Genomic DNA, 26,717 nt, shown 5'->3' on the forward strand with positions numbered 1-26,717 from the left:
GGCCTCAGCCACAGCTGGGCAAATTCTTTTCCTGACGTTTGGCTTCGCCCCACAGGGCATCCAACTCTTCGAGGGTGCAATCTTCCATGGGACGACGGGTATCGCGCAATGCCTGCTCGATAAATCGAAAGCGTCTGTCGAACTTGGCATTGGCGCCACGCAAGGCCGTTTCCGGATCAACCTTGAGGTGCCTGGCCAGGTTAACCACGACAAACAACAGGTCGCCGATTTCATCGGTGATCGCTGCCGGGTCATTGTCGGCCATGGCCTCCAACACTTCATCCAGTTCCTCGCGGACCTTGTCCACCACTGGCAGGGCCTCCGGCCAGTCGAAACCGACCTGGGCCGCACGCTTTTGCAACTTGGCGGCGCGGGACAAGGCCGGCAGGGCTACCGGCACATCGTCCAGCAAGGACAACTGCTGAGGGGCGTCGGACTTCTCCGCGCGCTCCTCGGCCTTGATCTGCTCCCAGCGTTCCTTGACCTGCTCTTCATTGAGCCGCGGGATGTCCAGCGACGCATACAGATCTCCGGTGGGGAACACATGAGGGTGACGCCGAATCAGTTTGCGAGTGATGCTGTCCACCACTCCGTCGAATTCGAAGCGCCCTTCCTCCCGGGCCAGCTGGCTGTAATACACCACCTGGAACAGCAGGTCCCCCAGCTCACCCTGCAAGTGGTCGAAGTCGCCGCGCTCGATAGCGTCGGCCACTTCATAGGCCTCTTCCAGGGTATGGGGGACGATGCTGGCGTAATTCTGCTTGATGTCCCAGGGGCAGCCGTATTGCGGGTCCCGCAGGCGCGCCATCAGGTGGAGCAGGTCTTCAAGGCTGTACATCAGTTCATCCATTTCATACAGGCATCAGGGGGTCCGGTTGCGCCGGGTCTCGATGATGTTCGGCAACTGGGAAATCCGCCCCAACAGGCGTCCCAACGCGTCCAGCCCCGGAATCTCGATGGTCAGGGACATCAACGCAGTGTTGTCCTCCTTGTTCGAGCGGGTGTTGACCGCCAGCACGTTGATCCGCTCGTTGAGCAGCACCTGGGACACATCACGCAGCAGGCCGGAACGGTCGTAGGCACGAATGATGATGTCCACCGGATAGGTCAGCACCGGCACCGGCCCCCAGCTGACCTGGATAATCCGCTCTGGTTCGCGACCGGATAACTGCAGCACCGAAGCGCAATCCTGGCGGTGAATGCTCACGCCCCGGCCCTGGGTGATGTAACCGACGATCGCATCCCCCGGCAACGGCTGACAGCAGCCAGCCATCTGAGTCATCAGGTTGCCCACACCCTGAATCTGAATGTCGCCACGCTTGCCTGGCTTGTAGCCGGTAGCCTTGCGTGGGATCAGCTCCAACTGTTCGTTACCGCGCTCGGGCTCCACCAACTGCTGGGCCAGGTTGACCAGTTGCGCCAGCCGCAGATCGCCCGCCCCCAAGGCTGCGAACATGTCTTCGGCAGTCTTCATGTTGGCCTTGTCGGCCAGCTTGTCGAAGTCCACCTGCGGCAGGCCAAGACGATTCAGCTCGCGTTCCAGCAAGGTCTTGCCGGCGGCGACGTTCTGGTCTCGCGCCTGCAACTTGAACCAGTGGACGATCTTCGCCCGCGCCCTGGAAGTGGTGACATAACCCAGGTTCGGGTTCAGCCAGTCGCGGCTCGGGGTGCCGTGCTTGCTGGTGATGATCTCCACCTGCTCACCGGTCTGCAGGCTGTAGTTGAGCGGCACGATGCGCCCGTTGATCTTTGCGCCCCGGCAGTTATGGCCAATCTCGGTGTGCACCCGGTAGGCGAAGTCCAGCGGCGTGGCGCCCTTGGGCAGGTCGATGGCGTGACCGTCAGGGGTGAAGATGTACACCCGGTCCGGCTCGATATCCACCCGCAACTGTTCGGCCAGGCCGCCGATATCCCCCAGTTCCTCGTGCCATTCCAGCACCTGGCGCAACCAGGAGATTTTCTCTTCGTAATGGTTGGAACCGGACTTGACGTCGGTACCCTTGTATTTCCAGTGCGCGCAAACCCCCAGCTCAGCCTCTTCGTGCATGGCATGGGTGCGAATCTGTACTTCCAGCACCTTGCCCTCGGGGCCGATCACCGCAGTGTGCAGCGAGCGGTAGCCGTTTTCCTTGGGGTTGGCGATGTAGTCGTCGAATTCCTTGGGAATGTGCCGCCACAGGGTATGCACGATACCCAGCGCGGTATAGCAATCGCGCATTTCCGGCACCAGCACCCGCACTGCGCGCACATCGTAGATCTGACTGAATTCCAGGCCCTTGCGCTGCATTTTGCGCCAGATGGAATAGATGTGTTTGGCCCGGCCGCTGATGTCCGCATTGACCCCAGTGGCCTGCAGTTCATTTTGCAGCTGGTTCATCACGTCGGAGATGAAACGCTCGCGATCCAGGCGCCGCTCATGCAGCAACTTGGCGATCTGCTTGTACTGCTCGGGCTCCAGGTAACGGAAAGACAGGTCCTCCAGTTCCCATTTGATATGCCCAATGCCCAGGCGGTGGGCCAGGGGCGCATAAATGTCGAAGACCTCCCGGGCAACCCGGTTGCGTTTCTCTTCGTCGGCGCTTTTCACCGCGCGAATGGCGCAGGTGCGCTCGGCCAGTTTGATCAGTGCGACCCGCACGTCATCGACCATGGCCACCAGCATCTTGCGCAGGTTTTCCACCTGGGCCTGAGTGCCAAGTACCAATGATTGACGGGGACTGAGACTGGCGGTGATGGCGGCCATGCGCAGCACGCCATCGATCAGCTTGGCCACCACCGTACCAAAGCGCTGGCTGACCGCCGGCAACTGGATCTGGCCTTCACGGACGCCGCGGTACAGCACCGCGGCAACCAGCGAATCCTGATCCAGCTTGAGGTCGGCGAGGATCTCTGCGATCTCCAGGCCGGTACTGAAACTCGACACGTCCTCGGAGCTCTGCCCCTTGACTGCGATGTGTTGCAACTCTGCCTCACGAGCGAACTCGCAGGCTTCTTTCAAGGCTTCACGATCCAGTGCCACATCGACGCTGACCGTATGATCGAGCCATGCCTCGAGATTGATACTGCCGTCGGTGTTGATCGGCTGGTGCGCTCTCACCTGTACCATCTTGCTTTACCTTCCCTACGACGCACATTCAATGCGTCAAATCGCTGACCTTCAACTGTCAGGCCTTGCTCGCAGGGCCAGCGAGCCATGCCTGACAGGCCAGTCGGATTAGACAAGCCATCCTAGCTCGCTTCGAATAACGCCATGGCCTCGACATGCGCCGTCTGAGGAAACATATCGAGAATCCCGGCACGTTTTAACCGATAGCCCTGCTTGATCAATTCGACCGTGTCACGGGCCAAAGTTGCCGGGTTGCATGACACATACACCAACCGTTTGGCACCCAGGCTCGCCAACTGGCGGACCACCTCGAAAGCACCGTCACGGGGTGGGTCCAAGAGTACCGCAGAAAAGCCTTCATCGGCCCACTCGGCAGCACTCAGAGGCTGGGATAAATCGGCTTGAAAAAAGCGCGTGTTATGCAAATTGTTGCTGAGAGCATTTTCCGCGGCTCGCGCCACCATGGTTGCCACGCCTTCCACCGCCACCACTTCCCGTACCTGTCGGGCCAACGGCAAGGCAAAGTTGCCCAGGCCACAGAACAGGTCCAGCACCCGTTCGTGGGCTTGTGGCGCCAACCACTCCAGGGCCTGGGCCACCATGGCTTCGTTGACCCCGGCATTGACCTGGACGAAGTCTCCAGGCCGATAAGCCAGCTGCAGATCCCACGATTCCAGGCGATAACCCAGAGCCTGTGATGGATCGAACGGCTGCGGCTCGCCTTCACCGTGCAACCACAACTGCGCTTGATGGAAGTCGCAGAAGTCCTTGAGGATTCCAAGATCACTCTCGGACAAAGGCGCCATATGCCGTAGCAGCACAGCCAGGGCCGAGCCACTGAACAGCTCCACATGCCCCAGCGCCTGAGGTTTGCTCAAGCGTCGCAGCATCGCCGGCAAGCGGCTCATGATGGGCTGCAATGCCTGTACCAACACCGGGCAATCGTCGATGGCGACAATGTCCTGGCTGCCGGCAGCACGGAACCCAACTGCCAGGTGCTTGCCCTTGGCATCCCAGCGCACCGCCACCCGGGCACGACGTCGATAACCGAACTCCGGGCCACTCAAGGGCGCCGCCCAAACCTCGGGTTCAACACCCGCGATCTTGCTCAACTGCTCAGCAAGCATGCGCTGTTTCAGGGCAAGCTGTTCTGCATGGGGCAAATGCTGGACGCTGCACCCGCCGCAACGCCCGGCATGAGCACAAGCCGCCGGACGGCGCAGTTCGCTGGCGCTGAAAACCCGCTCGGTACGGGCCTCCACCACTTTGCCGTGGGCGCCCAACACTCGCGCTTCGACTTCTTCACCGGCCAGGGCACCGCTGACGAACCAGGTGCGCCCCTCGACAAAGGCAATGCCGCGACCGTCGTTGGCCAAGCGCTGGATGCTCAGACGCTGTTTTTTGCCCACAGGAACCTGTGGCGCCCGGGTGCCGCCAGCAGGCTGGAAGCGCAGGCCTCTCTCGTGCTTAGCCATCAATTGGGCGCATCGAAAATACCGGTCGACAAGTAACGATCGCCACGGTCACAGATGATCGCGACCATGACCGCATTTTCAACCTCCTGCGACAAGCGCAGCATCGCCGCTACCGCACCGCCGGAGGACACACCGCAGAAAATGCCTTCTTCACGAGCCAGACGCCGGGTCACCTCCTCGGCCTCGCTCTGGGCCATGTCGACGATCCGATCGACGCGACTGGCTTGATAGATCTTCGGCAGGTACTCCTCGGGCCAACGACGGATACCGGGAATCGCCGAGCCTTCCATCGGTTGCAGGCCGACGATCTGCACTGCGGGATTCTGTTCTTTCAAGTAACGCGAGGTTCCCATGATGGTGCCAGTGGTCCCCATCGAGCTGATGAAGTGCGTGATACTACCCTCGGTCTGGCGCCAGATCTCTGGGCCGGTGCCGGTGTAATGGGCCTGCGGATTATCACCGTTGGCAAACTGGTCGAGCACCTTGCCGCGGCCTTCGGCCTGCATCCGCTCTGCCAGGTCCCGGGCGCCTTCCATGCCCTGTTCCTGACTCACCAGGATCAGTTCGGCGCCATAGGCAGTCATCGCCGCCTTGCGCTCGGCGCTGGAGTTGTCGGGCATGATCAGGATCATCTTGTAACCCTTGATCGCCGCAGCCATGGCCAGGGCGATCCCGGTATTGCCCGAGGTCGCTTCGATCAGGGTATCGCCGGCCTGGATCTGCCCACGCAACTCGGCACGGGTGATCATCGACAGCGCCGGACGGTCCTTGACCGAACCCGCCGGGTTATTGCCCTCAAGCTTGAGCAGCAGGATGTTGCTGGTGGCGCCAGGCAGGCGCTGCAAACGAACCAGCGGGGTGTTGCCGACGCAATCGGCAATGGTTGGGTACTGCAAGGTCATGGCGTATTCGCAATCCAGACTGCGGGGGCGCCTATCATACCGGCAAACGTCCTAGCGCCATATCACGCAAAGTACGGGGCTTATGGCTTATTGATATAAGGCCGACAGTCGGCGCACTCAGGCCGGCGCCGGCGACCTGACTGCCAGCAGGCGCAGATGGATACGCAATCCATGCCCTGTATTTTGCGCCCACAGCAGCCCCCCTTGGCGCTCTACTGCGTTGCGCGCAATGCTCAGGCCCAAGCCGAAACCACCATCTCCGGGCCGCGATCCGTCGAGACGAATGAAGGGAGCGAAGATCCGCTCCAGCTCCGACTCGGCCACCCCCGGCCCCTGATCATCCAGCCACAGATGCCAATACGCGTCATCGCGCCGCCCATCGAGGACCACCAGCGCCCCGGGCGGTGAATGCCGAATGGCATTGCGCAAGATGTTCTCCAGGGCCTGGGCCAGGCTATTGAGATGCCCGCGCACCCAACAATCCGCCTCCAACCGGCAACGCAACTGCTCTGGCGACCAGCCGCTTTCAAAGCAGGCGTTCTCGCTGAGCATCTCCCACAGTGCCTGGATCTGGATCTGCTCCTCAGGCAATGGCGCACGCTCGGTGTCCAGCCAGGCCAGTTGCAGGCTGTCCTCCACCAGGCGTTGCATGCCATCGATTTCTCGGGCCAGTCGCTCCCGCAGGGCTGCCAGGTCCTGCTCGCCGTCACACGCTACCCGCAGGCGACTCAAGGGCGTGCGCAGTTCGTGGGACAGGTCCCGCAGCAACTGCTGCTGCACCGCCACGGTGCTCTGCAAGCGCTCGGACATCTGATCGAACGCCCGCCCCAGATCTCCCAACTCATCCTTGCGCTGAGTCGTTTCAGTGGACAGCCGCGCGTTCAATTGTTCCGCACGCCAGGCATTGGCCTGCTCGCGCAACTGATTCAGCGGCACCACCAGCAAGCGGTACAGGCCGACACACAGCAACAGCGTGAACAGCCCCGGGATCACGCCATTGGTCACCACCTGCCAGAACAACCGATAACGCCCCGGCATGAAGCGTTGCGGCAACTCGATCACCAGGCTGCCGAGGGACGGATCATCGGGGAATGGAATGTTCAGCCACGGCAGGCCACGAGCATGCCGGCTCACCGGCCAATCCGCACTCCGCAGAAAGGTCAGGTGCTGAGCTTCTTGCGGGGTCAGCGGATAGCTGCTCAACGATTGCAGGTCACTGCCAATGACCCCGATCCAGCTCTTTTCCCGGCTGGCCATTTGCTGAATCCAGGCGTCGACCCCGGTATTCTGCCCGCTCTTCCAAGCCTGCTCGGCCTGCCGCGCATAGGCACCGAGAGTGACCCGGGCCTCATCGGAGAGGTACAGGTTCCGCTGCTCCACATAACGCCCCCAGGACCAGCTCAGCCAAATCATCAGCAGACAGAAAGCCACCAGCAACAGCGCCAGCTTCCAGAACAATGAATGCCGACCGGGCAGGCTAGACCACTTCATCGAAGGCACTCAGCACATACCCCTTGCCCCACACCGTCCGCACTTCACGCTCGCTGTAACCCAACGCCTTGAGCTTGCGGCGAATCTGACTGACATGCATGTCCAGGCTGCGATCGTGAGCCGCATAGCCACGCTGCAACACATGTTGATAGAGGAAGGCCTTGCTCAGCACCTCGTCGGCATTGCGATGCAAGGTTTCCAGGAGACGGAATTCGCTGCGGGTCAGGCCCGCCCATTGTTCGGCAAAGAACACATCACACAATTCATCATCGAATCGCAGGCTCTGCAGATTGCTGCTGAGCACCGGCGGCGTTGGGCGTCGATCCAATGCCACCCGTCGCAAGATGGCCTCGATGCGCACCCGCAACTCGGCCATGCTGAACGGCTTGGGCAGGTAGTCATCGGCCCCCAGGCGAAAACCACTGATGCGATCGGCTTCCGCCCCCAAGGCCGACATCAGCAATACCGGGGTCGAATGGCTCTGACGAAAATGCGTCAGCACCGTCAAACCGTCCATCCCCGGCAACAGGATGTCCATCAGCACCACATCGAAGGCCTGTCGACGGGCAATCCCCAAGCCTTCCAGACCGTTCTGGCACCAAGTCACGGCAAAACCGCAGCGCCCCAACTGTTCATGCACGTAGGCACCAAGCACTGGGTCGTCTTCAATGGTCAGGATGCGGGGAGGCTCAACAGATACGGGAGTCATTGGCTTCTGCAAGTAATTCTCAATTGAGCAATTATTCAAGATTGCCTGGATCGCGGCAACCAATGCCTTGGTCGCAGCCCCCTCGCCTCCTGCAGGTGCTCGGCTGGCGGAGCGCAATTTGCCAAGATCAGCCCCCGGCAAATCGTTACACTGCGCAGGTGGCGCATCACGGACGTGCCCGTCGACCTTTCAAAACAGCGTGGAAGCAGGAGAGTTGCGTGCTCAAGAAACTGGGAATCAAAGGCCGCGTACTGTTGCTAACCTTGTTGCCAACCAGCCTGATGGCCTTGGTGCTGGGCGGCTACTTCACCTGGATGCAGCTCTCGGACCTGCAGACCCAACTGCTGCAACGCGGCGAAATGATCGCCGAGCAACTGGCCTCCCTGGTAGCCCCGGCGATGGGCAATCACAACACCCTGATGCTCGAACGCATTGCCACTCAGGCCCTGGAGCAGCAAGACGTACGCGCAGTGTCGTTGCTCGCCCCTGATCGCACGCTCATGGCCCACGCCGGCCCCAGCATGCTCAATCCGCCGCCCAGCGGTAACAACACCCACATGCTGCAACGCACCGGCAATGACGCGACCCGCTATCAACTGCCGGTCTTCGGCCGTCACCGCAACCTCGCCGGCGACCTGATTCCCGATGAGTCCGACCGCCTACTGGGCTGGGTCGAACTGGAGCTGTCCCACAGCGGCATGCTGCTGCGCGGCTATCGCAGTCTGTTCGCCAGCCTGCTGCTGATCGCCACCGGCCTTGGAATCACCGCCCTGCTGGCGGTACGCATGGGGCGGACCATCAACACTCCGCTGAGCCAGATCAAGCAGGCCGTGGCGCAACTCAAGGATGGCAACCTGGAAACTCGCCTGCCACCCTTGGGCAGCCAGGAGCTGGATGAGCTGGCCTCCGGCATCAACCGTATGGCCGGCACCCTGCAAAATGCCCATGAAGAACTGCAACACAGCATCGATCAGGCCACCGAAGACGTGCGCCAGAACCTGGAAACCATCGAGATCCAGAACATCGAGCTGGATCTGGCGCGCAAAGAGGCCCTGGAGGCCAGCCGGATCAAGTCGGAGTTCCTGGCCAACATGAGCCACGAGATCCGCACGCCGCTCAACGGCATTCTCGGCTTCACCCATTTGCTGCAGAAAAGCGAGCTGACGCCCCGTCAGCTGGATTACCTGGGCACCATCGAAAAGTCCGCCGACAGTCTGTTGGGAATCATCAACGAGATCCTCGACTTCTCGAAAATCGAAGCCGGCAAACTGGTACTCGACAGCATTCCGTTCAACCTTCGGGATCTGCTGCAAGACACCTTGACCATCCTCGCTCCGGCCGCCCATGCCAAACAGCTGGAGCTGGTGAGCCTGGTCTATCGCGATACCCCGTTGTCCCTGATCGGCGATCCGTTGCGGCTCAAGCAGATCCTCACCAACCTGGTGAGCAATGCCATCAAGTTCACCCGCGAAGGCACCATCGTTGCCCGCGCCATGCTTGAAGAAGAACACGAAGACAGTGTGCAACTGCGCATCAGCATCCAGGACACCGGCATCGGTCTGTCGAACCAGGACGTGCGCGCCCTGTTCCAGGCCTTCAGCCAGGCCGACAACTCGCTGTCGCGACAACCTGGCGGCACTGGCCTGGGACTGGTGATCTCCAAACGCCTGATCGAACAGATGGGCGGCGAAATCGGGGTCGACAGCACACCGGGTGAAGGCTCGGAATTCTGGATCAGCCTGAACCTGCCGAAAACCCGTGACGATGCCGAGGACCTACCCGGCCCGCCACTGCTGGGGCGGCGCGTAGCGGTACTGGAAAATCACGAACTGGCGCGTCAGGCCCTGCTGCACCAACTGGAGGACTGCGGCCTGGAAGTGACGCCGTTCAACACCCTGGAGGCCCTGACCAATGGAATTACCGGGGTACATCAAAGTGATCAGGCCATCGACCTCGCGGTACTCGGGATCACCAGCAACGACATGTCACCGGAGCGCCTGAGCCAGCATATCTGGGACCTGGAGCATCTGGGTTGCAAGGTCCTGGTATTGTGCCCGACCACCGAACAAACACTGTTCCAGCTTTCGGTGCCCAACCCTCACAGTCAGTTGCAGGCCAAGCCGGCCTGTACCCGAAAACTGCGCCGAGCCCTGTCCGACCTGGTCATTCCACGCCGGGCCCGCAGCGAACCGGAAGAGCCTCTCTCCAGTCGCGCGCCACGGGTCCTGTGCGTCGACGACAACCCGGCCAACCTGCTGCTAATCCAGACCCTGCTGGAAGACATGGGCGCCAAGGTACTGGCGGTGGACAACGGCTACGCCGCGTTGAGCGCGATCCAGAACGAGCCTTTTGACCTGGTGATGATGGATGTACAGATGCCCGGCATGGACGGTCGGCAAAGTACCGAGGCGATCCGTCAATGGGAAAGCGAGCGCCACGGCACGCCACTGCCCATTGTCGCCCTCACCGCTCATGCCATGGCCAACGAAAAACGCGCCCTGCTGCAAAGCGGCATGGACGACTACCTGACCAAACCCATCAGTGAGCGGCAACTGGCCCAGGTCGTTCTGAAATGGACCGGCCTGGCGCTGCGTAACCAAGGCTCGGAGCGGGCCGGTGAACGCCCGGAGCTGGGACAGCAACTGCAGGTGCTGGATGCGGACGAAGGCCTGCGCCTGGCGGCCGGCAAGGCCGATCTGGCAGCCGACATGCTGGCCATGCTACTGGCATCCCTTGAGGCCGATCGCGAAGCGATCAACGTAGCGCGGGCCGCCAATGACCATGGCACGCTGATCGAACGCGTCCATCGGCTGCACGGCGCCACCCGTTATTGTGGAGTACCGCAGTTGCGTGCGGCCTGCCAGCGCAGCGAAACCCTGCTCAAGCAGGAAGACAACAAGGCCTTTGCCGCACTGGATGAACTGGACCATGCCATCGGCCGCCTGGCCACCGCGGCACGGAGCAACGCCTGACCCAGAGCAAGACCCGCCCGGCGCCCAGCCTTCATGCTGAGCGCCTTGAACAAGGATGCAAGCATGCGGACGATTCTTTTCAGCAGCCAGAATTATGACCGTGAGAGCTTTCTCGGTACCCACCTGCCAGCAGGCATTGAGCTGCAATTCCAGGCCGCCCGCCTGAGCCTGGACACCGTGGCCCTGGCCGAACGCCACGAAGTGGTGTGTGCCTTTATCAACGATGATCTTAGCGCCCCGGTACTGGAACAACTGGCAGCCGGCGGCACACGGCTGATCGCCCTGCGCTCGGCGGGGTACAATCACGTCGACCTGCCGGCAGCCAAGCGCCTGGGCCTGGATGTAGTAAGGGTCCCAGCCTATTCACCGCATGCGGTGGCCGAACATGCCGTCGCCTTGATCCTGGCGTTGAACCGCCGCCTGCACCGAGCCTACAACCGTACCCGCGAAGGCGACTTTACCCTGCACGGCCTGACCGGCTTCGACCTGGTGGGCAAGACCGTGGGGATTGTCGGTACCGGGCAGATTGGCGCCACCTTCGCCCGTATCATGGCCGGCTTCGGTTGCCAACTGCTGGCCTACGATCCCTATCCCAATCCCGCCGTCGAAGCCCTCGGAGCCCGTTACCTGAGCCTGCCGGAACTACTGGCCCAGGCGCAGATCATCAGCCTGCACTGCCCGCTGACCGACGACAGTCGTTACCTGATCAACCAGGAAAGCCTGGCGCACATGCAACCGGGAGCGATGCTGATCAATACCGGTCGCGGCGGACTGGTGGACACACCGGCGTTGATCGAAGCCCTGAAAAGCGGCCAACTGGGCTATCTGGGGCTGGATGTCTACGAAGAAGAGGCCCAACTGTTCTTCGAGGACCGTTCCGACCTGCCGTTGCAGGATGATGTACTGGCTCGGCTGCTGACCTTTCCCAATGTGATAGTGACCGCGCACCAGGCATTCCTGACCCACGAAGCCTTGGCAGCCATCGCCGACACCACGCTGCACAACATCGCCAGTTGGGCCGCGGGCCAGCCACAGAATCAGGTCCATGGCTAAAATCCCCAGCACGGGCTGATCGAAGGTCATCAGCCCGCAACCTGCGGCCCAGGGGCCCGTGCTAGCATACGCGGCAGATTTGGAGGACCCATGGTCGAACACGATTTCCGCTACAACCTGATGAACCCGCAACACACCCTGATCGAATGCCGCGCCCTGGTGCCGGGGCGCTATCAAGTCACCGGTAACGGTGGCTCGATCCGTACCGACGACGTGCTACTGGTTACCCTCAAGGGCAGCAAGGACTTGTCCATGCGCCTGACGGTAGAAACCGTCCGCCACCTGATCAATCCACTCGGTCAGTGGGTCGCCGTGGCCCGTGGCCCGGTGTTCGGTGAACTGGCAATTCATCAATGGCAAGTCAACTGCGACAGCTGCGCCGCCGAACTCCATTTCGAGTTCGCGGTAGACACCAAGCTCGGTAACAAGGCTCAGAAACCTGCAGCCAGCGCACGGATTGCCGAACTCGGCTGGGCCAGCGAGGGCGAACGCCACCTCTGCCCGAAATGCCAGCAGGCCGGACAATGAAACACCTGGCGCTGACTGCGGCACTGGGGGCCAGCCTGATGGGCTGCGCCGCCGAGCCGCTGAAGCTGCAGCAAGATCGCAGTTACGTCCTGGAATGGATCGGTGAGCGGCCGCTCATCGATTACAGCCACCTGACCATCACTCTGGGCGCCGATGGCCGTGCCTATGGCAATGGTGGCTGCAACCATTGGTTCGCGCCTTACACCCTTGATGCAGACAAGCTCAGCTTCGGCAAGGTGGGCAGCACCCGCAAACTCTGCGCTCCGGCATTGATGGAGCAGGAGCGGCGTTTCCTCCAGGCACTGGAAACCGTCGAGCGCTGGGATGTCTCACCGATCGAACAGCTGCGTTTCTGGCCAGCCGAAGGCAAACCGCTGCGCTGGTGGCTGGAAGAAGGCTGACACCATTCTGTAGCCGCTGGCGCAGCCTGCGCCGGCAGCTACAAGAATCACGGCCTTTCTTCAATGACCGCGCAGAGTCCGCAGCTTTTCCAGCACGCCCGCCGCAGTCTGCTCGCCCAGCATTTGCTCACGCACCTTGCCCTTGTCGTCGATGATGTAGGTCACCGGCAACGCCTCGCTACGTGGCAGCTCGAAAATCTCAGCAGGGTTCTGCGCCAGCACAGTGAACTTGATACCCAGTTTTTCGCTGGCGCTCTTGAGCTCATCGCCCTGAACATTATCGAAGTTGACTCCCAGCACCGTCGCCGACTGCCCCTTGAGCTGCTCGTTCAAGGCATTCAACTCAGGCACCTCTGTCCGGCAAGGCCCACACCACTCAGCCCAGTAGTTGAGCACCAGCCACTGTTTATCGAGGCGTTCAGCAGCGACTTTCTGACCGTACTGGTCAACCCCGTAGTCATTGCCACAGCCGCCAAGCAGCAAGGTGGTGAAAATCGCCAATACTGCTGCCAATTGCCTTGCCATGCACCGTTTCCTGTCTTGAAGGAGGTCTTGAAAAATGATCGGTAACCCTTGTTGCTGCGACCTATCGACTCCCAAGGTTCAGGAGAGCCCGTCGCCCGGGTAGAATAGCCGCCACCTTACGCAAGATGCGACCCGCACATGACCGATCTGACGCTTTATCACAACCCGCGCTGCTCGAAATCCCGTGCTGCACTGGAACTCCTGGAACAACGCGGCCTGGCTCCAACCGTGGTCCGCTACCTGGAAACTCCACTGGACGCAACCCAACTGCGCAGCCTTCTGGGCAAGCTTGGTATCAGTGCGCGTCAATTACTGCGTACGGGTGAAGATGAGTACAAAAGCCTCGACCTGGCAGACAGCAGCCTCAACGAAGAGCAGTTGATTGCCGCCATCGCCCAACACCCGAAGCTCATGGAACGGCCAATTCTCGAAGCCGCTGACAGGGCCATCATCGGCCGGCCGCCGGAAAATGTGCTGGAGATTCTGCCTTGAGCACGCCGTATATCCTGGTGTTGTACTACAGCCGCAATGGCTCGACCAACGAGATGGCCCGGCAGATCGCCCGAGGCATCGAGCAGGCGGGCCTGGAAGCCCGACTGCGCACCGTCCCGGCAATTTCCGCCGAGTGCGAAGCCGTGGCACCGAGCATCCCCGAGAGCGGCGCGCTCTACGCCAGCCTTGATGACCTGAAGCACTGCTCGGGCCTGGCCCTGGGCAGCCCGACTCGCTTCGGCAACATGGCAGCACCGTTGAAATACTTTCTCGACGGCACCAGCAACCTCTGGCTGACCGGCGCACTGGTGGGCAAACCCGCCGGGGTGTTCACCTCCACCGCCAGCTTGCATGGCGGCCAGGAAGCCACCTTGTTGTCGATGATGCTGCCACTGTTGCATCACGGCATGTTGATCACTGGCCTGCCCTACAGCGAGTCGGCCTTGCTGGAAACCCGTGGCGGTGGCACCCCATACGGCGCCAGCCATCATGCCGGGGCGGACGGCAAGAGCCCGCTGGACGAGCACGAAATCGCGCTGTGCCGGGCCCTGGGCCTGCGCCTAGCGAAAACCGCCCAGCAACTGGAGAGCGGCCGTGGCTAAGAAGCCGAAAATCCTGCCTGCGGTGGAGTGGCTGGAACCCCGGGTCCGGGTAACCCGGGTCCTCAGCCTGATCTGCTTTCTCGGCCTGGTAGGCCTGCTCTGCGTGTATTACCTGCTGATAGCCGACCTGCACGGCGCACGGCCCTGGGTGATCCTGCTGATCGAGTTACTGCCTCTGTTGCTGATGGCGCCCGGCATGCTCAGCGGCAGTGCTCGCGGACATTCGTGGATGTGCTTCGTGGTCAACCTGTACTTCATCAAGGGTGCACTGGCGGCCTACGATCCGAATCGCCAGCTGTTCGGCCTGCTGGAGATGTTCGCCAGCCTGGCGGTGTTCACCTCGGCGTTGCTGTACGTGCGCTGGCGCTTCCAGCTCAACCGCAGGCTTGCCGGCGAAGGCGCAAGCCCAGCCTGATCCTGAAGGCACACGAGTTCCCCGGAACGCAAGGCAATGCTCCGGGGAACTTGCATCGTCGTTTCGCGCCCCAATCTTGATCGACAGACTCGCTGACCGACACTCCCACACCGACCCGGAGCAGGCATGCACGATTACAAATGGCTGAATGAATACTGTCTTAACCGCTTCGGCTCCACCGCGGCACTGGAAGCCCAGCTGCCAACGCCAGCCAGTGATGACTATCTGCGTTCACTGAGCGCCGATCGCTATTTGTCGACCCTGGCATTGCGGGTCTTTCGTGCCGGCCTGAAGCACAGCCTGGTGGATGCCAAATGGCCGGCATTCGAACAAGTGTTCTTTGGCTTCGATCCAGACAAGGTGGTGCTGATGGGCGCCGAGCACCTGGAGCGGCTGATGCAGGACACGCGAATCATTCGCCATCTGGGTAAGCTCAAAAGCGTCCCGCGCAACGCCCAGATGATCCTCGACGTGGAGCAGCAACACACCCGCTTCGGCGCCTTTATCGCCGACTGGCCGGTCCAGGACATTACCGGGCTCTGGCAATACCTGGCCAAACACGGCAATCAGATGGGTGGCCTCTCGGCGCCACGTTTCCTGCGCATGGTGGGCAAAGACACCTTCATTCCTACCTGGGATGTGGTCGCCGCACTCAGCGCGCAGAACATCATCGACAAAGTGCCCAGCAGCAAACGCGACCAGGCCTTGGTGCAAGAAGTGTTCAACCAATGGCAGAACGAAAGTGGCAGGCCGCTGTGCCAGCTTTCAGCCATGCTGGCCTATACCGTCAACCACTAAGCCCGCTGGTCATTACTCTTGCCTCCCGCACTGCTTCGTCTCCGGACACCGGACTGAAGCAGTCATCTCCTCGCGTCTCTAGCTGACAGAAAGCTGAACTAACCTGCAGTTTTTCCACAGAAGTTTTTTTCTCAGCTACAGTTTCTTCGGCTTGTCATACCGATAAGAACAGCGCCATTAAAAATAGCTGCAGGACGCGAAGCTCATTCGCCCATCGCTTGGCGGGTAACGCTTTTCTCAAACTCGTAACCTGAACGTTTGCTGTCTGGCGTAAAACAGGCGGCGCTATGCCATTCGTTTTTTTCACATTGCTTTCACCATTCCCCCACCTGGCCTTCTTTAAGTTGGCTCTAGTGGCGGCGCTGATGCCGGTGCGCGTGCCGGTTCGTTGCAGAACATTAGTTTCAACCCGAATTAAAAAACCTCTCAAAAACATATTCAGGTAAACGACGTGGTCAATACTCTGCAAGCCGGCCCCCAAGCTAAAACCGCCAGCATGCGCCGCTCCAGAAAAATCATCTTCAGTGCGATTGCGGTCGCCCTGACTATCGTGGTCAGCGGCTTTATGTTGTGGCCTGCAACCCCTCAAGACCTGGCCCTCGACAACCAGATGCAACAGAGCGGTCTCTATGAGCACTGGCGAGCCGGCCAGGTGATTGTTCTGGTGCGTCACTCAGAGCGCTGCGATCGCTCTGCCAATCCGTGCCTGGGCCCTGCGGACGGCATCACCCAGCTTGGCAGCGTCACAGCCAGCGAACTGGGCCAGGCCTTTCGCACTCTTGGCATGGAGCATACGGATGTCCTGAGCAGCCCCATGACGCGCACCCTGCAAACCACACAGTCCATGTTCAATCAAGCGCCTAGAACCCAGGAATGGCTGGTGACCTGTGGCAAGAACCTTGAAAGGGATATTAAAGCCCACAAGCTTCAAGGACGTAACCTGATCCTGGTCACCCACAGCGGCTGCATCAGTGATCTGGAAAGCCATCTGGGATTCGCCCACGCCCTGGCCAGTGAATACACCAGTTCGTTATTCGTGACCCTGACCGCAGACGGTGAAATGCAAGTAGTGGGAATCATGAATGCAAGAAACTGGCCTCAGGTACTTAAAGAGATGCCCAACAATCTGTAACTATTTTTAACAACACAACAACAGACTTCACTCAGCTGACAGACAGACTAGCCAGCCTGTTATTTATTTGACTTTGTTGTGTTTTGCACTATTAGCAATTAGTGCCAGCTCTTTATAACAAGCATTCTCAAAAACGCCTGAAAGACCAGATGAAAGCTATGGTTTATTTTGAGAAATCTGCTGATGCGGCAATCGCTGATTATCAGTGAGCTCCGACACCAGAACTTGTACGTTGAACTCCTTACCTGACTTCGAGGACAGCAATGCACCGCACTTTACGCCCCCAGCTTATGGAACGAGCACCACGCCTCATGACTGCACTGCTTGCAGGAGCGAAAACGGCATGACCAAGCGTTGGGCGTTGCCATTTCTGTTGTTGGCCTTCGGCCTGTTCTACCTGCTCCCACTGACCACTCACGGCTTGTGGATTCCCGACGAAACCCGCTACGCGCAAATCAGCCAGGAGATGCTGCTGAGCGGGGACTGGGTTGCGCCACATTTCATGGGCATCCGTTACTTCGAGAAACCCATTGCCGGCTACTGGATGATTGCCATCGGGCAGGCGGTATTCGGCGACAACCTGTTTGGGGTGCGCATCGCCTCGGCCCTCAGCACCGGTTTGAGCGTACTGCTGGCCTACCTGATCACCCGCCGGATGTGGAACGACCCGCGCAAGAGCTTCACTGCGGCCTTGCTGTACATGAGCTTTGGCCTGATTGCCGGGCAAGCGGGGTATTCCAACCTGGATCCGCAGTTCACCTTATGGGTCAACCTGAGCCTGGTGGCGCTGTGGTTCGCCCTGGACAGCCAGACCCGCCGCGGTCGCATGCTGGCCTGGGCCGTGCTGGGTGCCGCTTGCGGCATGGGTTTCATGACCAAGGGCTTCCTCGCCTGGCTGCTACCCGTACTCATCGCCCTGCCCTACATGCTCTGGCAGCGTCGCCTTGGTGAATTGCTGCGTTATGGCCTGGTAGCAGTAGTAGTAGCAATCGGCATCAGCCTGCCCTGGGTCCTGAGCATTCATGCTCACGAGCCCGACTTCTGGCGCTTTTTCTTCTGGCATGAGCATATTCGCCGCTTCGCCGCCGACAATGCGCAACACACCCGCCCCTGGTGGTTCTACCTGCCTCTGCTGGTAGCCTCCAGCCTGCCTTGGGCTGCCCTCCTGCCCACTACATTCATTCAAGCCTGGAAAGATAAACGCCAGGCGGCAACTGGTTTCCTGTTGCTGTGGTTCCTGCTGCCGCTGGTTTTTTTCAGTCTGAGCCGCGGCAAGCTGCCAACCTACATCATGCCGTGCCTGCTGCCCTTGGCCGTGCTCATGGGCAACACCCTGATCGACCGGGTGAACGCCCTGCAGAGTCGCGCTATTCGGCTCAACAGCTTGCTCAACCTGTTGATTGGTGTCGGAGCAATGGTGGCGCTGCTGGTCATCCAACTGACCCGGCCGGTTTATGGCCACAACGAAATGCTCAGCCTGTCCCTGGTATTCATCATGCTGATGGGCTGGATCATCGCCAACCTGCTACCGGCCTCCAAACCCCTGCACTACTGGGCAGCCCCAGCGTTGGGTATCTGGTTGCTGGTCGCCCTGCTGCCAGCGGGTATGCCCGGGCTCATCGTGCACAACCAGATGCCGGACCAGTTCATCAAGGAGCACATCGAGGAACTCAAGCAGACCAAGACCCTGCTGAGTAACGACCTGGGGGCTGCCTCGGCCCTGGCCTGGCGCCTGCAACGCCCGGAGGTGACGCTGTACAACACCGAGGGCGAATTGAAATATGGCCTGGCTTATCCTGATTCGGCGCAGCGCAAAACCAACATGGCCGACGTCGGACAATGGGTGAGCGAAGCACGCAAGCTGGGTTCGGTGGGCGTAGTCATGCGGGTCAAGGACGTGGTCGAGAATGAGGAAGTGGCACTGCTGCCGACCGGCGGCAAACGCTACGAGGAAGGCAACATACTGATCCTGATCCTGCCACAGAGCCAACCCTGACCTGCACAGGCTCCCCTGACGCATGAGGTACAGCGTCAGCGTCGACTGCGGTTGGCGCTGGCGTTTTTTTAGGTGCAGTTGCGCCATGGATGACTGCGACTCTTTCGACCTCCTCCTTTGGGAAACCCGTGTATGAATTTCTACAACAGCGAGCGCAAGGCGCTGATCCTGCTCCTCGGCGTATCGGCCTTGATCCTGCTGCTGGGCCTGGGCTCCCGTGAGTTGTGGGGGCCGGAAACTCGCTGGGCCAACATCGCATTGCAGATGCTGCAGAGTGGCGACTACTTCGATCCCTATCTGAAGGGCAGCCCCTACTACGACAAACCCCTGCCGTCCTACTGGCTGATTACCGCCAGCGCCTGGCTGATGGGGGGGCTGGGGCCCTGGTCGTTGCGCCTGTCGTCGGTGCTCGCCGCGTGGTTGAGCATCTGGCTGGTGTATCTGATCGGCGAGCGACTGTTTCACAAAGGCACCGGACTGATCGCCGGTTGGATGCTGGCCACCACGTTCTACTTCGCGTTCTGGGCACGGGTGGCCACCGCCGACATTCTCACCGTATGCGGCGTCCTGGCCTCGGTGTGGTGGTACTGGCGTGGCCCGGAAGACACACGCCTGGGTCGCTACAGCGTGTTCTTCCTGCTGCTGGCGGCGACTTCGCTGCTCAAGGGCCTGATTGGTTTCGTCCTGCCGGGACTGATTCTGCTGCCTCATCTGCTGAGCCAGGGTCGCTGGAAACGCCACTTGAATCTGCGCCTGTGCCTGGCGCTGTTGATTGCCGGCCTGTTCTACATGGTGCCGTTCGTACTCTCGCACCTGTACGGTGCCCCGACCTACGGCGAAAGCGGCCTGAGCCTGGTCTTCCGCGAAAATGTGGTGCGCTTCTTCGACCCGTTCGATCATGTCGGGCCGATCTACACCTACCTGATCTACCTACCGGCCTATACCTTGCCCTGGGCCCCTTGCTGGATCATCGGCCTCTGGGTAGCCGCCCGTCACTGGCGCCAGCTGCAACCCAACGAGCGCTGGCTGGTCTGGGCTCTGGGCCTGCTGTTTTTGTTCTTCACCGCCAGCGGTAGCCGGCGCAGTTACTACGTCCTGCCACTGGTGCCCTTCGCCCAATTGTTGGGGGCTTGGTGGCTGAGCCGACACCTGCAGCAAAGACGCGCCAGCGGCAAACCCAGCGAGCGGCGCTGGGTCATCGGCTTTGCCAGCGCAGTTGGAGTGCTACTGCTGGTACTGGGGATTGCCTACCCCTGGAGCAATGGCGGCGGCGGTGTGCTCCAGTTCAGCGCGCAGGTCAGAGCCGAGGCGAGTCGCATCGCCCCCTGGAACCAATGGCGCATGGTGATGATCGAGGTGGACAACAAGTTGCCGATGTACCTGCAGAATCAGGGGACGCCGTTCTATTACGTGGCGCAAACCCTGGACTTTCCTCGCACAGGCAACAGCGCAGACTTCATGGCCTGGCTGGATAAGACCAGCGGCCAGCACTGGGATCCCCAACGCACGTTGATTTTCGTGCAACAGAGCGAGAATGAACCGCTGATGCTGAGCTACCTGAGTGGCGATCATCAGATGATTCGCACAACTCCCACCAACGGCGAGCGCCTGGCCAAGAAATCCGCAGAGGGCAGCGTGGCCTTTATCCCTCAGGTACCAGGTGCTTGAAAACTGCGCTGCGACACCGGTAATCACCGGCGTCGCAGCAAAGGCTCAATACGGGTGGATCAGAGGTTCACCAGGTTGACGAAGCGCGATGCGGCGCTGTCATCGATGCGCAGATTGGTAAAGTCGAACAGATTGCGATCCGCCAGCTGTGACGGGATCACATTCTGCAAGCCTCGGAAGATGCTCTCGGTACGACCCGGGCTTTTGCGCTCCCACTCCTGCAGCATTTCCTTGACCACCTGACGCTGCAGGTTCTCTTGGGAACCACAGAGGTTGCAAGGAATGATCGGGAATTGCTTGAGGTCGGAGTAGGCCTGGATGTCCTTCTCGCTGCAGTAGGCCAGTGGCCGGATCACCACGTTGCGCCCGTCATCGGCCCGCAGCTTGGGCGGCATGGCCTTGAGTGAGCCGTTATAGAACATGTTGAGGAAAAAGGTCTCGACGATATCGTCGCGATGGTGCCCCAGGGCCATCTTGGTCGCACCGATTTCGTCGGCGAAGGTATACAGAGTGCCGCGGCGCAGGCGCGAGCATAGCGAGCAGGTGGTCTTGCCTTCGGGTATCAGCTCCTTGACCACCGAGTAAGTGTCCTTCTCGACAATGTGGTACTCGATCCCCAACGCCTTGAGGTAGGCCGGCAACACATGCTCGGGAAAGCCCGGCTGCTTCTGGTCCATGTTCACCGCAACGATCTCGAACTTGATCGGCGCCACCTTCTGCAGGTGCAGCAGCACGTCGAGCATGGCGTAGCTGTCCTTACCACCGGACAGGCAAACCATCACCTTGTCACCGTCTTCGATCATGTTGAAATCGGCGACCGCTTCGCCCGCCAGTCGGCGAAGGCGTTTCTGCAGTTTGTTCTGGTTGACCGTAAGAGTGCCCATGGCGCTTGAAATCCGCGAGGTGTGTGACGAAAAGCCGGACATTTTACGCAAAAACCCCAACCCCGCGAAAGCGCCCCCGAGCAGCGGCTACAGCCCCCGGGTGACAGAGACGCTAGCGATTAACCCAGGGGTTTACAGCGCAATTTGCTCTAAAGGTGCGCACATCTGACGAAAACTCCTCCCTATACTGCGACATAAGGTCGCACGCATATGTAGACCTAACTGACTGTGCCACTTGGCTGTAAGCGCTCCGTTGGGGGGCGATGGCAATAACCAAGGAGTGACTGACCATGATTCATCATGTCGTAGGACTCTTCACCCACCCCGATCAGGAATGGCGAGACATCCGTGGCGATGCCGAGGAAAGCATCAGCCACATGTACCTCACTCACACGCTGGTTCTGGCGGCGATCCCCGCAATCTCGGCGTTTATTGGCACCACTCAGGTTGGCTGGGTCATCGGCAGTCGCGCGCCAGTGATGCTGACCATGGAAAGCGCCCTGTGGATGACCATCATGTCGTACCTGGCCATGCTTGGCGGCGTGGCGGTGATGGGAGCCTTCATTCACTGGATGGCTCGCACCTATGACGCCAACCCGAGCCTGGCGCGCTGCGTGGCCTTTGCCACCTACACCGCGACACCGCTGTTCGTCGGAGGCCTGGCGGCGCTGTACCCCCATATGTGGTTGGGGATGATCGTCGGCACCGCAGCTATCTGCTACACGGTGTACCTGCTCTACGTCGGGCTGCCGACCTTCATGAACATCCCGTCGGATGAGGGATTCCTGTTTTCCAGCTCGGTACTGGCGGTGGGACTGGTGGTACTGGTAGCGATCATGGCCTTCACCGTGATTGTCTGGGGCCTGGGCGTCGGCCCCGTGTACACCAACTGACGCCACACCAATAATAATCCTCTGTCTGCCACCACAGGCCGCCGCAAGGCGGCCTTCTTTATGGGCACGATCTGACGACCATTCGGCGCCCGGAGGATTCGGATTCTCCGGTCTTTGCGGCATACTCAGTCGCTCTGGAGAACCGTTAAGCATGCCCGAGCCACTCAATACCCGCGTCGAAGACTGTTTCCTACTCGCTGAATCCTTTTTCAAACGCCCTTTCAAACGCCCGGTGGTCAGCCTCAAATTGCGCGGCCAGAAAGCCGGAGTCGCTCATTTGCATGAAAACCTGCTGCGCTTCAATCCGCAGCTGTACCGGGAAAACACCGAGGATTTCCTCAAGCAGACCGTGGCCCACGAGGTCGCGCACCTGATCGCCCATCAGCTGTTCGGCGAGCGCATTCAGCCCCACGGCGAAGAATGGCAACTGATCATGCGCGGGGTGTACGAACTGCCGCCCAATCGCTGCCACACCTATGAGATCAAACGCCGTAGCATGACCCGCTACATCTACCGCTGTCCCTGTGCCGAGAGCGACTTCCCGTTCTCCGCACAACGCCACAGGCTGGTGGCCCAGGGGCGCCGCTACCTGTGCCGGCGCTGCCGGCACACCCTGGTTTACAGCGGGGAAACCCGAGTCGAGTGAAGGGACGAAAGCGCTTCATCGACAATCAGCTTCCTACGCGATGACTCGGCTGCACCGCAGCTCCTCGATACGTTCCGGGCTATAGCCCAACTCTGCAAGCACTTGAGCGGAATTCGCGCCCAACTGGGCACCGATGTGTCGCGGCTCGGGCAAGCCTTCGGAAAACTTCAACGGGCAGGCCATTTGCGCCTGGAAGCTGCCATCGCCACGGGGCACCTGGCTGACCAGTTGGCGGGCCTGCAACTGGGGATGTGCCACCGCCTCGGCCAGGCTCAGCACCGGTTCGACACAAGCATCAAGCCCTGAGAACAACTGGCAAAGCTCGGCGAAGTCGTGTTTTTCGAACTCGAACTGCAAGGCCTGCTTGAGGGCCTGTTGCTGCTCAGGCCTGGAAGACAAACCCTGGGCTGCCAGCTCAGGCCGTCCCAGCGCCTGACATAGCTGCTGCATGAACACCGGCTCCAGGCTACCGACGGACAGCCAACGGCCATCCCGGCTGCGATAGTAGTCATAGAAACTGCCGCCATTGAGCACCTGCTGCTCCATCCCAGGCACAACCCCACAAGCCAGGTAACCGGCTCCGGCCATGGCGTTCAAGCTGAACACGCAATCGGTCATGCTCACGTCCAGGCGCTGACCCTGGCCGCTGTGCTGGCGGGCGATCACTGCCGCCAGCAGACCGATCACACCGTGTAGCGAGCCCCCGGCAATATCCGCTGCTTGAATGCCCAGGGGCAATGGCCCCTGGTCCTGGCGCCCGGTCTGGCTGGCCAATCCGGCCAGGGCCAGGTAGTTGATATCGTGCCCGGCACGATCCCGGTAAGGCCCGGTCTGGCCATAACCGGTGATGGAGACGTAGATCAACCGTGGGTTGATCGCCTTCAACGCCTCGTACCCCAGGCCGAGGCGCTCCATCACCCCCGGGCGGAACTGCTCAAGGACGATGTCGTAGTCGTGCACCAACTGCCGGACTACCTCAAGTGCCTCGGGCCGCTTGAGATCCAGGGCCAGGCTGCGCTTGTTGCGGTTGAGGTAGGCGTGACTGGCGGACACCCCACTGTCGTGGGGCGGCAGCACCCGCACTAGGTCCATGCGAGTTGGTGACTCGATACGCAGCACCTCGGCGCCCATGTCCGCCAGCAGCAGCGAGGCGAACGGCCCCGGCAACAGAGTAGAGAAATCCAGTACCTTAAGTGACACCAACGGCCCTTGCATATGCCCTCTCCTGTTGATCGACTGCCCACAGAGTAGGCAGCCGTGAGCGCTCCAACAATTACCGCAACGGTCAGCCGCACTGACCGTTGCGCTCAAGCGCCAGGCAATAAAAAACCCGCCGAAGCGGGTTTCTCATGTTCAGTGACGCTTACTTGATGCTCGGTGCCGGACCTTCGGCCACACCCAGGTCATCGGTTTCACGGGTGTCAGTAATCGCCCGACCACCGGAAGCCAACTCGACCTGCAGCTTGTCTTCATCCAGTTCCTTGACCCACTTGGCGACCACCAAGGTGGCCACGGCATTGCCCACCAGGTTGGTCAGGGCGCGGGCTTCGGACATGAAGCGGTCGATACCCAGGATCAGCGCCAGGCCAGCTACCGGCAAGTGCCCCACGGCCGACAAGGTTGCCGCCAGGACGATGAAGCCGCTGCCGGTCACGCCAGCAGCACCTTTGGAGGACAGCAGCAGCACCAGCAGCAGAGTGATCTGGTGGGTGATGTCCATATGGGTGTCAGTAGCCTGGGCGATGAACACCGCAGCCATGGTCAGGTAGATCGAAGTACCGTCGAGGTTGAAGGAGTAACCGGTTGGGATCACCAGGCCGACCACCGACTTCTTGGCACCCAGGCGCTCCATCTTGATCAGCATGCGCGGCAGTGCCGATTCCGAGGAGGAAGTCCCCAGCACGATCAGCAGTTCTTCACGGATGTAGCGAATCAGCTTGATCACGCTGAAACCATGAGCGCGGCAGATAGCGCCCAGGACCACCAGTACGAACACTACGCAGGTGATGTAGAAGCAGATCATCAACTGGCCCAACTGCACCAGGGAGCCCACACCGTAGGCACCAATGGTAAAGGCCATGGCGCCCAGCGCACCCAGGGGCGCGAGCTTCATGATCATGTTGATGATGTTGAACATCACGTGGGCAAAACGGTCGATGAAATCCAGCACCGGCTTGCCATAGGCACCCAGGCGATGCAGGGCGAAACCGAAGATCACCGAGAACATCAGCACTTGCAGGATATCGCCGTTGGCGAAGGCACCGACGATGGTCGACGGGATGATGTTGAGGATGAAGCCGACGATGCTCTGATCGGCACCCGCAGTCACATAGGCCGCGACTTTCGAGGCATCCAGAGTCGAAACATCAATATGCATGCCCGCGCCCGGCTGCACGACGTTGACCACGACCAGGCCAATCAGCAAGGCAATGGTAGAGACGACTTCGAAATACAGCAGCGCATAGCCGCCAGTCTTGCCCACTGACTTCATATTCTGCATGCCGGCAATACCGCTCACCACGGTGCAGAAAATGATCGGCGCAATGACCATCTTGATCAGTTTGATGAACCCATCGCCCAAGGGCTTGAGGGCTACGCCGGTCTGCGGGTAGAAGTGACCGAGCAGGATGCCGATGGTGATAGCAACGATCACCTGGAAATACAGGGATTTGTACAGTGGCTGACGAGTCGTCATTGCAAAGTTCCTCAAGAGCCCCGGCATACACCTTCCGTCGATGCATGCGGTGCCTATAGTGCGAACCCTCCTGCGCTGGAGGGATTTGTTGTGTCGAGCTGCGTGCTGGCAGATCTCTCGGCTCTATCGCAAAGCCCGTGCCATCTCGTCAAAAAAACCTGCAGGCCTTTAGACATCAGGGGTCGGGCCGACCTTTGCATCCATTTCGCACAGTGAACATGGCGGATTTCCGCCCATTCACCGGCTCTCGTCCTACAATTTGGCGGATATCCGCCTTGTCCCTTGCCGAGCGGCTGGCTAACATCCGCCACTCAACGGACGGACCATCCCGCATGCGCGAACGCACCATCGCCAGCCACTTTGCCCGCGCCGCCCTAGGCGGGGCACGCCGCCGTGGCTACGACTGCGCGCCAATCCTGCAACAGCTGGGGATCAGCCTCGAACTGCTGAATCAGCCCAAGGCCCGTATCGCCCCCGAGCAATTCACCCGACTGCTGCAGCAACTGTGGCTGGAACTGGACGATGAATACCTCGGGTTCGGTCATCGCCCCAGCAAACGCGGGACCTTTGCCATGATGTGTCACGCACTGATCCACTGCCGCACCTTGGAAAAAGCACTCAATCGCGGCTTATTATTTTATAGCTTATTCCCGGAAGCCCCGCGCTTGTACCTGACACGCGAAGGGGAAATGGCTCGACTGAGCCTGGATGATTCCGAACTGTGGGACCCCGATCACTTTCTCAGTGAAAGCCTGCTGGTGATCTGGCACCGCCTGGCCAGTTGGCTGATCGGCCGTCGAATCCGCCTGGAGCAAGCCTGCTTCAGCTATGCAAAGCCTGAGCACGGCGCAGAATATGACCTGCTCTTCCCCTGCCCGCTGCAATTTGCGCAAGATCGCAGCAGCCTGTTGTTCCACAGTCGCTACCTGAGCATGCCGCTGCTGCAGGATGAGCGCACCCTCAAGCACTTCCTCGAGCGCTCACCCGCTGACCTGCTATCCCGGCCGGATGAGGGCGACAGCCTCAGCAGCCAGTTGCGACACCTGCTCAGCCGCGACCGTGAGCGCTGGCCGGACGTGGAAAGCGTGGCCCAACACCTGCACATCAGTCCGCAAACCCTGCGTCGGCATCTACGGGAAGAAGGCTCGAGCTTTCAAGAATTGAAGGATGAACTGCGCCGCGACATTGCCATTTACCACCTCGGCCGCGACAACCTGTCATTGCAACAGATCGCCGAGCAACTGGGCTTTTCCGAACCCTCGGCCTTTCATCGCGCGTTCAAGAAATGGACCGGCCTGACTCCGGGTGCCTATCGCGCTCGGGAGCAGTGAGGG

25 protein-coding genes are annotated in these 26,717 nt (G+C 60.5%); 14 read left to right on the top strand and 11 right to left on the bottom strand.

Annotated features, from left to right (window positions below):
• Nucleotides 1–4: 4 nt before the first annotated feature.
• The 6 genes from mazG to GV819_RS10245 form a co-directional block, all read right to left on the bottom strand.
• Nucleotides 5–838 (bottom strand): nucleoside triphosphate pyrophosphohydrolase, encoded by an 834-nt coding sequence (gene mazG / locus GV819_RS10220; protein ID WP_161755952.1) that lies wholly within the window; start codon nucleotides 836–838, stop codon nucleotides 5–7.
• Nucleotides 839–862: 24 nt separating this feature from the next.
• Nucleotides 863–3,106: a GTP diphosphokinase gene (gene relA, locus GV819_RS10225; RefSeq protein WP_161755953.1), complete on the bottom strand. Its 2,244-nt coding sequence runs from the start codon at nucleotides 3,104–3,106 to the stop codon at nucleotides 863–865.
• Between the two features lie 122 nt (nucleotides 3,107–3,228).
• The gene (gene rlmD / locus GV819_RS10230; protein WP_161755954.1) at nucleotides 3,229–4,581 is read right to left on the bottom strand and encodes a 23S rRNA (uracil(1939)-C(5))-methyltransferase RlmD; all 1,353 of its coding nucleotides are present in this window, start codon (nucleotides 4,579–4,581) and stop codon (nucleotides 3,229–3,231) included.
• Nucleotides 4,581–5,483 (bottom strand): cysteine synthase CysM, encoded by a 903-nt coding sequence (gene cysM / locus GV819_RS10235; RefSeq protein WP_161755955.1) that lies wholly within the window; start codon nucleotides 5,481–5,483, stop codon nucleotides 4,581–4,583. Before cysM ends, rlmD begins: the two co-directional genes overlap by 1 nt.
• A gap of 117 nt (nucleotides 5,484–5,600) precedes the next feature.
• Nucleotides 5,601–6,974, bottom strand: coding sequence for a sensor histidine kinase (locus GV819_RS10240; protein WP_161755956.1), 1,374 nt, complete (start codon nucleotides 6,972–6,974; stop codon nucleotides 5,601–5,603).
• Complete coding sequence (locus GV819_RS10245; RefSeq protein WP_161755957.1) at nucleotides 6,961–7,683, bottom strand: response regulator transcription factor; 723 nt, start codon at nucleotides 7,681–7,683, stop codon at nucleotides 6,961–6,963. The genes GV819_RS10240 and GV819_RS10245 overlap by 14 nt, the downstream gene beginning before the upstream one ends.
• Nucleotides 7,684–7,901: 218 nt before the next feature.
• Here GV819_RS10245 and GV819_RS10250 point away from each other — a divergent pair, with 218 nt between their 5' ends.
• The 4 genes from GV819_RS10250 to GV819_RS10265 all read left to right on the top strand — a co-directional run bounded on the left by GV819_RS10250 (nucleotide 7,902) and on the right by GV819_RS10265 (nucleotide 12,637).
• Complete coding sequence (locus GV819_RS10250; protein WP_161755958.1) at nucleotides 7,902–10,655, top strand: response regulator; 2,754 nt, start codon at nucleotides 7,902–7,904, stop codon at nucleotides 10,653–10,655.
• Nucleotides 10,656–10,718: 63 nt separating this feature from the next.
• Nucleotides 10,719–11,708 (top strand): 2-hydroxyacid dehydrogenase, encoded by a 990-nt coding sequence (locus tag GV819_RS10255; protein WP_161755959.1) that lies wholly within the window; start codon nucleotides 10,719–10,721, stop codon nucleotides 11,706–11,708.
• Between the two features lie 90 nt (nucleotides 11,709–11,798).
• Nucleotides 11,799–12,236 (top strand): hypothetical protein, encoded by a 438-nt coding sequence (locus tag GV819_RS10260; RefSeq protein WP_161755960.1) that lies wholly within the window; start codon nucleotides 11,799–11,801, stop codon nucleotides 12,234–12,236.
• A complete protein-coding gene (locus tag GV819_RS10265; RefSeq protein WP_161755961.1) occupies nucleotides 12,233–12,637 on the top strand; it encodes an META domain-containing protein in 405 nt (134 codons plus the stop codon). The genes GV819_RS10260 and GV819_RS10265 overlap by 4 nt, the downstream gene beginning before the upstream one ends.
• A gap of 60 nt (nucleotides 12,638–12,697) precedes the next feature.
• On the opposite strand, the gene GV819_RS10270 is transcribed toward GV819_RS10265, so the two are convergent.
• Nucleotides 12,698–13,162, bottom strand: a complete 465-nt coding sequence (locus GV819_RS10270) for a TlpA disulfide reductase family protein (protein ID WP_161755962.1) — start codon at nucleotides 13,160–13,162, stop codon at nucleotides 12,698–12,700.
• Between the two features lie 138 nt (nucleotides 13,163–13,300).
• Here GV819_RS10270 and arsC point away from each other — a divergent pair, with 138 nt between their 5' ends.
• From arsC to GV819_RS10290, 4 genes are all read left to right on the top strand, one after another.
• Entirely contained in the window at nucleotides 13,301–13,654 is a 354-nt protein-coding gene (gene arsC, locus GV819_RS10275; protein ID WP_161755963.1) for an arsenate reductase (glutaredoxin), read from the top strand.
• A complete protein-coding gene (gene wrbA / locus GV819_RS10280; protein ID WP_161755964.1) occupies nucleotides 13,651–14,256 on the top strand; it encodes an NAD(P)H:quinone oxidoreductase in 606 nt (201 codons plus the stop codon). Before arsC ends, wrbA begins: the two co-directional genes overlap by 4 nt.
• On the top strand, nucleotides 14,249–14,671 hold the full coding sequence (locus GV819_RS10285) for a DUF2069 domain-containing protein (protein ID WP_161755965.1): 423 nt from the start codon (nucleotides 14,249–14,251) through the stop codon (nucleotides 14,669–14,671). The genes wrbA and GV819_RS10285 overlap by 8 nt, the downstream gene beginning before the upstream one ends.
• Before the next feature lie 126 nt (nucleotides 14,672–14,797).
• The gene (locus tag GV819_RS10290) at nucleotides 14,798–15,469 is read left to right on the top strand and encodes a DNA-3-methyladenine glycosylase I (RefSeq protein WP_161755966.1); all 672 of its coding nucleotides are present in this window, start codon (nucleotides 14,798–14,800) and stop codon (nucleotides 15,467–15,469) included.
• Between the two features lie 154 nt (nucleotides 15,470–15,623).
• On the opposite strand, the gene GV819_RS10295 is transcribed toward GV819_RS10290, so the two are convergent.
• Nucleotides 15,624–15,938, bottom strand: a complete 315-nt coding sequence (locus tag GV819_RS10295) for a hypothetical protein (protein ID WP_161755967.1) — start codon at nucleotides 15,936–15,938, stop codon at nucleotides 15,624–15,626.
• Between GV819_RS10295 and GV819_RS10300 the strand changes: the two genes are divergently transcribed.
• The 3 genes from GV819_RS10300 (at nucleotide 15,921) to GV819_RS10310 (ending at nucleotide 20,265) form a co-directional block, all read left to right on the top strand.
• Nucleotides 15,921–16,601, top strand: coding sequence for a histidine phosphatase family protein (locus tag GV819_RS10300; protein WP_368668885.1), 681 nt, complete (start codon nucleotides 15,921–15,923; stop codon nucleotides 16,599–16,601). The two genes, GV819_RS10295 and GV819_RS10300, sit on opposite strands and share 18 nt — an antisense overlap.
• A gap of 343 nt (nucleotides 16,602–16,944) precedes the next feature.
• Nucleotides 16,945–18,597 (top strand): lipid IV(A) 4-amino-4-deoxy-L-arabinosyltransferase, encoded by a 1,653-nt coding sequence (gene arnT, locus GV819_RS10305; protein ID WP_161755968.1) that lies wholly within the window; start codon nucleotides 16,945–16,947, stop codon nucleotides 18,595–18,597.
• A gap of 132 nt (nucleotides 18,598–18,729) precedes the next feature.
• Nucleotides 18,730–20,265 carry an ArnT family glycosyltransferase gene (locus tag GV819_RS10310; protein ID WP_161755969.1) on the top strand — a complete coding sequence of 512 codons (1,536 nt, stop codon included), beginning with the start codon at nucleotides 18,730–18,732 and terminating at the stop codon, nucleotides 20,263–20,265.
• Nucleotides 20,266–20,324: 59 nt separating this feature from the next.
• On the opposite strand, the gene ttcA is transcribed toward GV819_RS10310, so the two are convergent.
• The gene (gene ttcA, locus GV819_RS10315) at nucleotides 20,325–21,149 is read right to left on the bottom strand and encodes a tRNA 2-thiocytidine(32) synthetase TtcA (protein WP_161755970.1); all 825 of its coding nucleotides are present in this window, start codon (nucleotides 21,147–21,149) and stop codon (nucleotides 20,325–20,327) included.
• Nucleotides 21,150–21,439: 290 nt separating this feature from the next.
• On the opposite strand from ttcA, the gene GV819_RS10320 reads away from it, so the two are divergent.
• On the top strand, nucleotides 21,440–22,042 hold the full coding sequence (locus GV819_RS10320) for a Yip1 family protein (RefSeq protein WP_161755971.1): 603 nt from the start codon (nucleotides 21,440–21,442) through the stop codon (nucleotides 22,040–22,042).
• Between the two features lie 151 nt (nucleotides 22,043–22,193).
• On the top strand, nucleotides 22,194–22,688 hold the full coding sequence (locus GV819_RS10325; protein WP_161755972.1) for a SprT family zinc-dependent metalloprotease: 495 nt from the start codon (nucleotides 22,194–22,196) through the stop codon (nucleotides 22,686–22,688).
• Between the two features lie 33 nt (nucleotides 22,689–22,721).
• On the opposite strand, the gene GV819_RS10330 is transcribed toward GV819_RS10325, so the two are convergent.
• Together GV819_RS10330 and GV819_RS10335 are read right to left on the bottom strand one after the other, a co-directional pair.
• Nucleotides 22,722–23,903 carry a CaiB/BaiF CoA transferase family protein gene (locus GV819_RS10330; RefSeq protein WP_161755973.1) on the bottom strand — a complete coding sequence of 394 codons (1,182 nt, stop codon included), beginning with the start codon at nucleotides 23,901–23,903 and terminating at the stop codon, nucleotides 22,722–22,724.
• 148 nt (nucleotides 23,904–24,051) lie between these two features.
• Nucleotides 24,052–25,383 (bottom strand): dicarboxylate/amino acid:cation symporter, encoded by a 1,332-nt coding sequence (locus GV819_RS10335; RefSeq protein WP_161755974.1) that lies wholly within the window; start codon nucleotides 25,381–25,383, stop codon nucleotides 24,052–24,054.
• A gap of 332 nt (nucleotides 25,384–25,715) precedes the next feature.
• On the opposite strand from GV819_RS10335, the gene GV819_RS10340 reads away from it, so the two are divergent.
• A complete protein-coding gene (locus tag GV819_RS10340) occupies nucleotides 25,716–26,714 on the top strand; it encodes an AraC family transcriptional regulator (RefSeq protein WP_161755975.1) in 999 nt (332 codons plus the stop codon).
• Nucleotides 26,715–26,717: the final 3 nt, after the last annotated feature.

This window comes from Pseudomonas sp. Fl5BN2 (genome assembly GCF_009908205.1).
In the GTDB taxonomy this organism is placed as follows: Bacteria; Pseudomonadota; Gammaproteobacteria; order Pseudomonadales; family Pseudomonadaceae; genus Aquipseudomonas.